Here is a 6,715-nt window from a genome sequence, read left to right on the forward strand (position 1 = left end):
CGACCTCATTCGAGTCTAGACAAAATGACACCAAATGAGTTTTACTATGATCAGCTACCCCAACAAAACAAGGTGGCTTAACTAGAGCGGAATATCACTTATAAATACGCTTTTAGTTGTTCAAACAAGTGGGACCACCTCTGTGACTCTTGCCAAGGTTGGGGTATCAGTCATCCAATAGGGATCAATCAGGTGTGTTTACAATAAACTTTCGATTTAAATGTTTAGGTGGCACAATCTTAGGACGATCGTGAACATAGCTTTTATGCCTTTTATATCCTCGAACAGTAGCAATACTATTGTTCTTCCGCACAAGACTAGATATGCAGCTTTCACCCAGTTCTTTTAGATCCAGCGTGACACGCCTATAATCATAAATGTCATAGCTAACATCATAAGAAGACCGGATCAGTTGCAATAGCTGTTTTTCGTCAATGGCCCTGCCTGATTAGGGTGCATTCAACCAGGCATAGTAACCAGCACGAGGGCCGACACATCGTTTTAATCTTAAATTGATGTCTGTATCCTAGGATAAACTGATACTTCACTCGAGCAGGCTTACAAAGTACCTTGCGGCCTTTTTAAGATATCCCGTTCCTCTTCAGTTTGTTTTAGCTGACTTTTAAGGCATAGAATTTCTCTCATTGCTTCGAACAGTTCATTTTCATCAGAATTGTTATGCAAAGGCTGTACGGCCTTTAGCCATTTATAAATGCTGCGCTGTGTACGCCTAAACGCTCTGCGTCATAAGTGACAGAATAGCCACACCCAGTCATCAATTTAACAGCTTCATCTTTAAATTCTGAGGTGTATCGTTGTCCACTCATAAGGTCCTCTTCTATGCAAAAATAATAGACGAAATTTGTCTAGGAGAATGGTGGCAGTTCAAAATGATGGTGATGTATGTCTAGAATTTTGGTGGATATTCAAAGCATGCTTCCGTAATTACTCAACTATTAAATAAAAAGTTGACCATAAGATGCCTGTATATTTCCTAAAAAAGTTTTTAGAAAGCTTCATAGAATCAATTTATTTCAGCTATAGATTATGCATGATTGTTTAGTAATAGTAATCGATAAAATATAGATTTTTTTGATTGATCAAAAGCTTTTAATGTAAATTAATAAAACATCACAAATAAATGAGATTTTTTTAACATTAATTATAAAAAGTGATGTTTTGATTGATGCATTGTGTATAATTAATGTACTATTCTAGTTGGATAATGTGCATATGGGTTTGGTTTTGTAAGCTTATAAGTCTGAATTATATGTTTTATCTAACAAGTCTAACAATCATCTATCTTTATTAGGGTTAAATAATGAAAGCTTTAAGTACATTGGTAGCTTTATCTGCATTGGGTATGTCAACTATCGCATTAGCAGCCTCAGGGACTATTACAATTAATGGTAAAATCTATAACGAAACTTGTGTTCTTTCAGGCGCTGACTCAACAGCAACTGGAACAGGAAATGTAGTAGTAACTTTGAATACTATTCCAAGCTCAAACTTTACAAGTTTAAATCGTGTAAGCGGCTTGAAAGCTTTCAACGTGGGATTAACAAAAACTGATGGATCAGCTTGCTATACCGCTGCTGGTTTAGGTGCAAATCTTGCTCCAGTAGTTACTCTAAGTACAGCGAATGCATCTGACTATAAAAGTGATGAAACAACGGCTTTATTAAACAAAGCATCGACAAAATCAGCAACTAATCCTGCATATATTCAAATATTAGCTAAACCAAACTCAACAGGCGCGGGCGTAGCTGTAGATTACAGTAATACAGCGACACAAGCGAAAGCGGCTTATGATTCTACAAATAACCGTTTTTATTATGCCGCTCAGTACTATGCTGGAACTGGTTCAGTAATCCCAGAAGCTCAGGATGTTACAGCAGTAGTAACTTACAATATTACTTACCCATAATAATTAGAACAGGAAAAATGATGCGTAAAATTATTTTATCATTGCTTTCAGCATGCAGTATTCACTTTGCCGTGGCGGGAGTAACGATTGATGGAACACGCATCGTTTTTCCTGCAAGTTCATCAAATGTTGGTGTGCAAATTAGAAATGAATTCAACACCCCAGCACTAGTTCAAACATGGATTGATGATGGGGATTTAAGTGAAATTCCTGAAGCAGAAAAAATACCATTTGTTATTTCTCCGCCATTAAGCCGAGTTGAACCAAATCAGGGTCAGATAATCCGTATTATCCAAACGGGATCTCCCAAATTACCTGAAGATAGAGAAACTTTATTCTGGTTCAATATGCTGGATATTCCACCAGATAATCAGAATTTGGCAAATAAAAACTTACTGTCATTTACTGTAAGAACCCGAATTAAATTATTTTATAGGCCAAGTAAGCTTAAGATGGCAGATGAAGGTACTTATAGTCAAGTTCAATTTAAGATTAGTGAAGTAAATGGCGGATTAGAAGTTAAAAATCCAACCCCATATTTTATTACATTTGTAAATATTGTAGCTAGTGATGATTTTAATGAAAAAAATATAACGCGAGCAATAATGGTCAATCCATTTTCCAGTCAAATAATTAACGAGATTAAACTCCCTAAAAGTTTAAATAAAGTTGATTATTCAGTATTAAACGACTTGGGTGGTGTTCAAAAATTTACTAAAACTTTGAATTAATTTTATTTTTCTTTCGGTAACTAGCTGGTTTTATTGGAATGTGAGTAATGAAAAATTTTAAATATAATGTTCTTTATATTTTAATGTTTATGCCAGTAGTTTCACACTCGAACAACATAGCAGCTACTAAAAATCCCCAAGGTTCTGTTAATAAAGTAAAAATAAGTAGTAGTTTGGATGTAAATGAAATTGAAAAAACACAAGTATTAGATGCATCAAATTTTGCTTACTTCAATCCTAGTTCTTTATATGGGCAAGATAATAGAAACATTAACTTAGATAGCTTTAAAAGTAAAAATACAATTCAAGAAGGTACTTACTATGTTCAATTAAATATCAATAAATTAAAAGTTACAGATACTAAAGTTAGGTTCATCAAGAAAAAAAATGATCAAGTAGCATTTTTGTGTCTCGATAAAGATTTGCTTAATTATCTAGATTTAGATGAAAAAGTATTATCCAAATTACCTGATGACGAATGCTTAAGTATAAATGATATACATAAAAATGCCTACTATGATATGGATAGCTCTAAATTAGTATTAAACTTATATGTACCTCAAGCAATAAAAAATGAACATCCTGAAGGGTATATAAATCCAAAGTTATTTGATGAAGGCGTGAATTCTGGATTTATTTCATATAATTATAATACTTTTCATAATGATGATAGAACTACTCAGTATTTGGGTGTAAGCGGTGGTGTCAATTTTAATGGCTGGTATTTTAGGCATCAAGGTAATTTTGATTCTAATGACTCAGGATTAGGGGGCTATACATCTTATGAAAATGTTTTGCATACAGATATATTGCCAATATATTCTCGTTTAAGTCTAGGACAGTTCAATACTCAAAATTATCAGCTTGATAGCCTGCCAATTGTAGGTGTGCAAATTGCCTCAGATCAAACGATGCTTCCTTGGTCACAGCAAATTTATTCACCAGTTATTGAAAATGTTGCTAATTCAAATGCAGTGGTAAAAGTTTTTCAGAATGGTGTAAAAATTTATGAAAAAACGGTTCCAGCAGGCCCTTTTAAATTAACAGATCTAGGTTCTATAGGTAGTGGTGATTTAATTGTTGAAATTGAAGAAAATAGTGGTGAAAGAAAAACCTACACTGTTCCTGTGCAGCAGAATGTATATATGATTAAACCTGGTCGCTATAATTATAGCGCATCTATTGGTAATTATCATTTTTTAAATAAGACGACAAATGATTTAATATCACAATTAAATTATGGCTATGGTATGAATAATAATCTAACATTGTTAAGTGGTATCAATCTTTCTGAAAATTACAATAGTTTATTATTTGGTGCTGCTATCAATTCTGGTATTGGCGGGATAAACCTTAAGTTTAGCTCAAGCCAAGCTAAAGTTTTCTCTGAAAAATTCAATGGTGAGCAATATAATTTCGATTATCGGTATAATTTTGATAAATATGATTTTAGTGTATTTTTAAATGCACTACATCAAAGTAAAAGCTACCTAACTGTTTCAAATACATTTTCTCGCTTAAATTATGAATACCTTACAGATTCTGAGCAGAATAACTACAGAATAACAAATAATTTGAAAGATCAGATTTCTATTAATTTTATGAAAAATAAGTTTTTGAATAATTCGTCGAATTTTAGTTTTGGTTATTCAAAAAATACATATTGGGATAGCGCAAAAGATGCTGAGCAATTTAATATTAGCTACAGTAATTTGTGGAATAAAATCGGTTATACACTAGGTTATTCACAAACTGATTATTCATCTTTTAATGAAGATGATAAAACATTTTATTTAAGTTTTTCTCTGCCTTTGGACTGGAGGAAAAGTAAACTATTTTTGACTTCAAATATTCAGACTACTCAGAATGACAATGATTTTACTACTGGGAATGTAAATGTATCTGGTTCTTTGGGTGAGTTGAACAACTTCAATTTTGGTGCGGGCATCTTAAGTACCTACTATCATGATCATGCTGAAACTTCAATCCAAGCTAATGCGAATTATTTATTACCTAAAGTTTCATTAGGCGCTACAGTTTTTGCTACTGATGATAAGCAGCATTACTCTTTCTCTGCTAAAGGTGCATTGGTCGCGCACAAATATGGTATTACCCCAGTCAATACACTTGCAGATACCTACACCATTGTGCATGTGGAAAATGGTGGTGGTGCAAGATTAAATAATGCATGGGGTGTAAAACTTGATAGATTCGGTAATGCTATTTATCCAACAAGCTCGGCTTACAGTGAGAATGACATTAGTGTAAATCCGCAAGATCTGCCGATAGATGTAGTTTTAGAATCAAATCAAATTAAAGTTATTCCTCGAAAATATAGTTCAACTTTAGCAGTATTTAATGCTAAACAGACTTCAAATATTTTACTTAGAATAATGATTAAGAATAGCGTCAAATTGCCTATTGGCAGTCAGGTTTTAAAAAGTGATGGTACCGTATTAGGAATGATGGGGCAATCCAATCAAGTGATTCTTGAAAATCGAAATGATGTATTTGAGCAGCCTTTGAAGGTTCTTTGGGGAACAGAAATGAACCAGAGTTGTGAAATTGATCCTATTCCTCCTTTAAAAGCAAAGCCAACAAGGAAGAACTATCATTTTGAAATTTTAAACGTGGAGTGCCATTAATAATGAAGAGAATACTTCTGGTTTTAGGGATTCTGGTTTTATCATTTCCCTGTGCTGTTTATGCTTGTAATACAACTAGAACAGAGAATCCACTTTTTACAATTGCGAATCTTGGTTCTTTTAAGTCAAATGCAAACAATCAAATTTTGACACCTTCAGTTACTCCTAACCGTTATGGAACAATTATTAATAATTGTACTAACTCTGGCTCTAATATATTTAGGATTTTAGGGGGAACATCTATTGCTACAATAAGTACTACTGATGTTATTATTCTTAATGGTAGAACTTACTTTCATATCTCAAATTCTGCAACACCGACTTCAGCAAATCCTGCGCAAGTATATATCGCTTTTAGCGTAAAAGATAATCAGGATATCGCCCAGCTCTATCCAGTTAATAATGGAAATCAGATCAATATGTATACTGGGAGTAGTGACACTCGCGGGATGAGATTAGAAGATGTCAGTGTGCTTATACGGGGTACAAATTTGACTCCTGGTACATATAGTATTAGCAATATAATTTTGGGCACATATACTGCTACAGGAGGAAGCCGATCAGCCAGCAAACCAATTACGATTCCAAGCCTTACATATACGATTACTTCATCTACATGTACTTTAAATAGCCCTGCAGTCAACCTTCCTTCAATGAGAATCTCTGATTTTCCAAGTATTGGGTCTTTAGGCGGGGCAACTGGTCTAACGATAACTGCCATTTGTAATGATGATGCTGCGAATACACGTTACTCAGCAACAATTACTGATAATTATACAAGTGCGAGTAATCAGAATGGTATTCTTCTTAATGGTATCGATTCGACATCTGGCGGATCAAATATTAAAATTAAATTAACAGATACTTCAAACGTTCCTATACCTATTGGCCCTTTAAATTTAAATAATAAGTTTGCATTTGGAACGCTTAGTAGCTCTAAATCTGTCAGTAAATCATTTAATGCATCATATTACGCAGATGTAATACCGGTTACACCTGGCATTGTTAAAAGTGTAAGTGTGATTAACCTAATTTATGATTAAAACTTTTAGTTAAATCAGCTTTGCTGTATAAAGAGCTGAAAAGGGAGAGTTTCCTCTAATTAACTTAAATTTAGGGTGCAACCTGAATATGCGGTCGGCCTAATTTTGTGAATTTATTGAGTAGGCTACGCATTCATGGCTAGTCCTTCCATAAAAAGCAGGTTAAAAATGGAGATTTATCCTTTGATAACATCACTAATATTTAATCCGAGAAGGTTTCTTCCTGACCTAGCTTATAATGCATTTCTCTGTACACGACAAATTTCACAGAACCCTTATCCTATCAGGATTCTGCTTTCTTAAAATTGCCAAAATTTCCTTAAACTCTTCTTTTTTCCCAAAACCAATTAAACGCTGAATCGCCATTTG

The 6,715-nt window shown here is 33.7% G+C and carries 5 protein-coding genes; 4 read left to right on the forward strand and 1 reads right to left on the reverse strand.

Annotated elements, in window-relative coordinates:
• Window positions 1-698: 698 nt before the first annotated feature.
• Complete coding sequence (locus FTV27_RS16670; RefSeq protein WP_180079316.1) at window positions 699-827, reverse strand: transposase; 129 nt, start codon at window positions 825-827, stop codon at window positions 699-701.
• Window positions 828-1,321: 494 nt separating this feature from the next.
• Here FTV27_RS16670 and FTV27_RS16675 point away from each other — a divergent pair, with 494 nt between their 5' ends.
• From FTV27_RS16675 to FTV27_RS16690, 4 genes are read left to right on the forward strand one after another with little or no spacing between them, the layout of a single operon-like run.
• Entirely contained in the window at window positions 1,322-1,927 is a 606-nt protein-coding gene (locus FTV27_RS16675; protein WP_180079317.1) for a fimbrial protein, read from the forward strand.
• A 20-nt stretch (window positions 1,928-1,947) separates the two neighbouring features.
• On the forward strand, window positions 1,948-2,658 hold the full coding sequence (locus FTV27_RS16680) for a molecular chaperone (RefSeq protein WP_257230051.1): 711 nt from the start codon (window positions 1,948-1,950) through the stop codon (window positions 2,656-2,658).
• A 47-nt stretch (window positions 2,659-2,705) separates the two neighbouring features.
• Complete coding sequence (locus FTV27_RS16685) at window positions 2,706-5,303, forward strand: fimbria/pilus outer membrane usher protein (RefSeq protein ID WP_180079319.1); 2,598 nt, start codon at window positions 2,706-2,708, stop codon at window positions 5,301-5,303.
• Window positions 5,304-5,305: 2 nt separating this feature from the next.
• A complete protein-coding gene (locus FTV27_RS16690; protein ID WP_180079320.1) occupies window positions 5,306-6,346 on the forward strand; it encodes a fimbrial protein in 1,041 nt (346 codons plus the stop codon).
• Window positions 6,347-6,715 lie beyond the last annotated feature (369 nt).

The sequence above is a fragment of the Acinetobacter sp. YH12251 genome (genome assembly GCF_013417465.1).
Taxonomy (GTDB): Bacteria; Pseudomonadota; Gammaproteobacteria; order Pseudomonadales; family Moraxellaceae; genus Acinetobacter; species Acinetobacter amyesii.

Excerpts from the sequence above, each read along its gene's own strand:
- FTV27_RS16680 (WP_257230051.1), top strand. The coding sequence starts at position 1,948 with ATGCGTAAAATTATTTTATCATTGCTTTCAGCATGCAGTATTCACTTT.
- FTV27_RS16685 (WP_180079319.1), top strand. The coding sequence starts at position 2,706 with ATGAAAAATTTTAAATATAATGTTCTTTATATTTTAATGTTTATGCCA.
- FTV27_RS16690 (WP_180079320.1), top strand. The coding sequence starts at position 5,306 with ATGAAGAGAATACTTCTGGTTTTAGGGATTCTGGTTTTATCATTTCCC.
- FTV27_RS16675 (WP_180079317.1), top strand. The coding sequence starts at position 1,322 with ATGAAAGCTTTAAGTACATTGGTAGCTTTATCTGCATTGGGTATGTCA.
- FTV27_RS16670 (WP_180079316.1), bottom strand. The coding sequence starts at position 827 with ATGAGTGGACAACGATACACCTCAGAATTTAAAGATGAAGCTGTTAAA.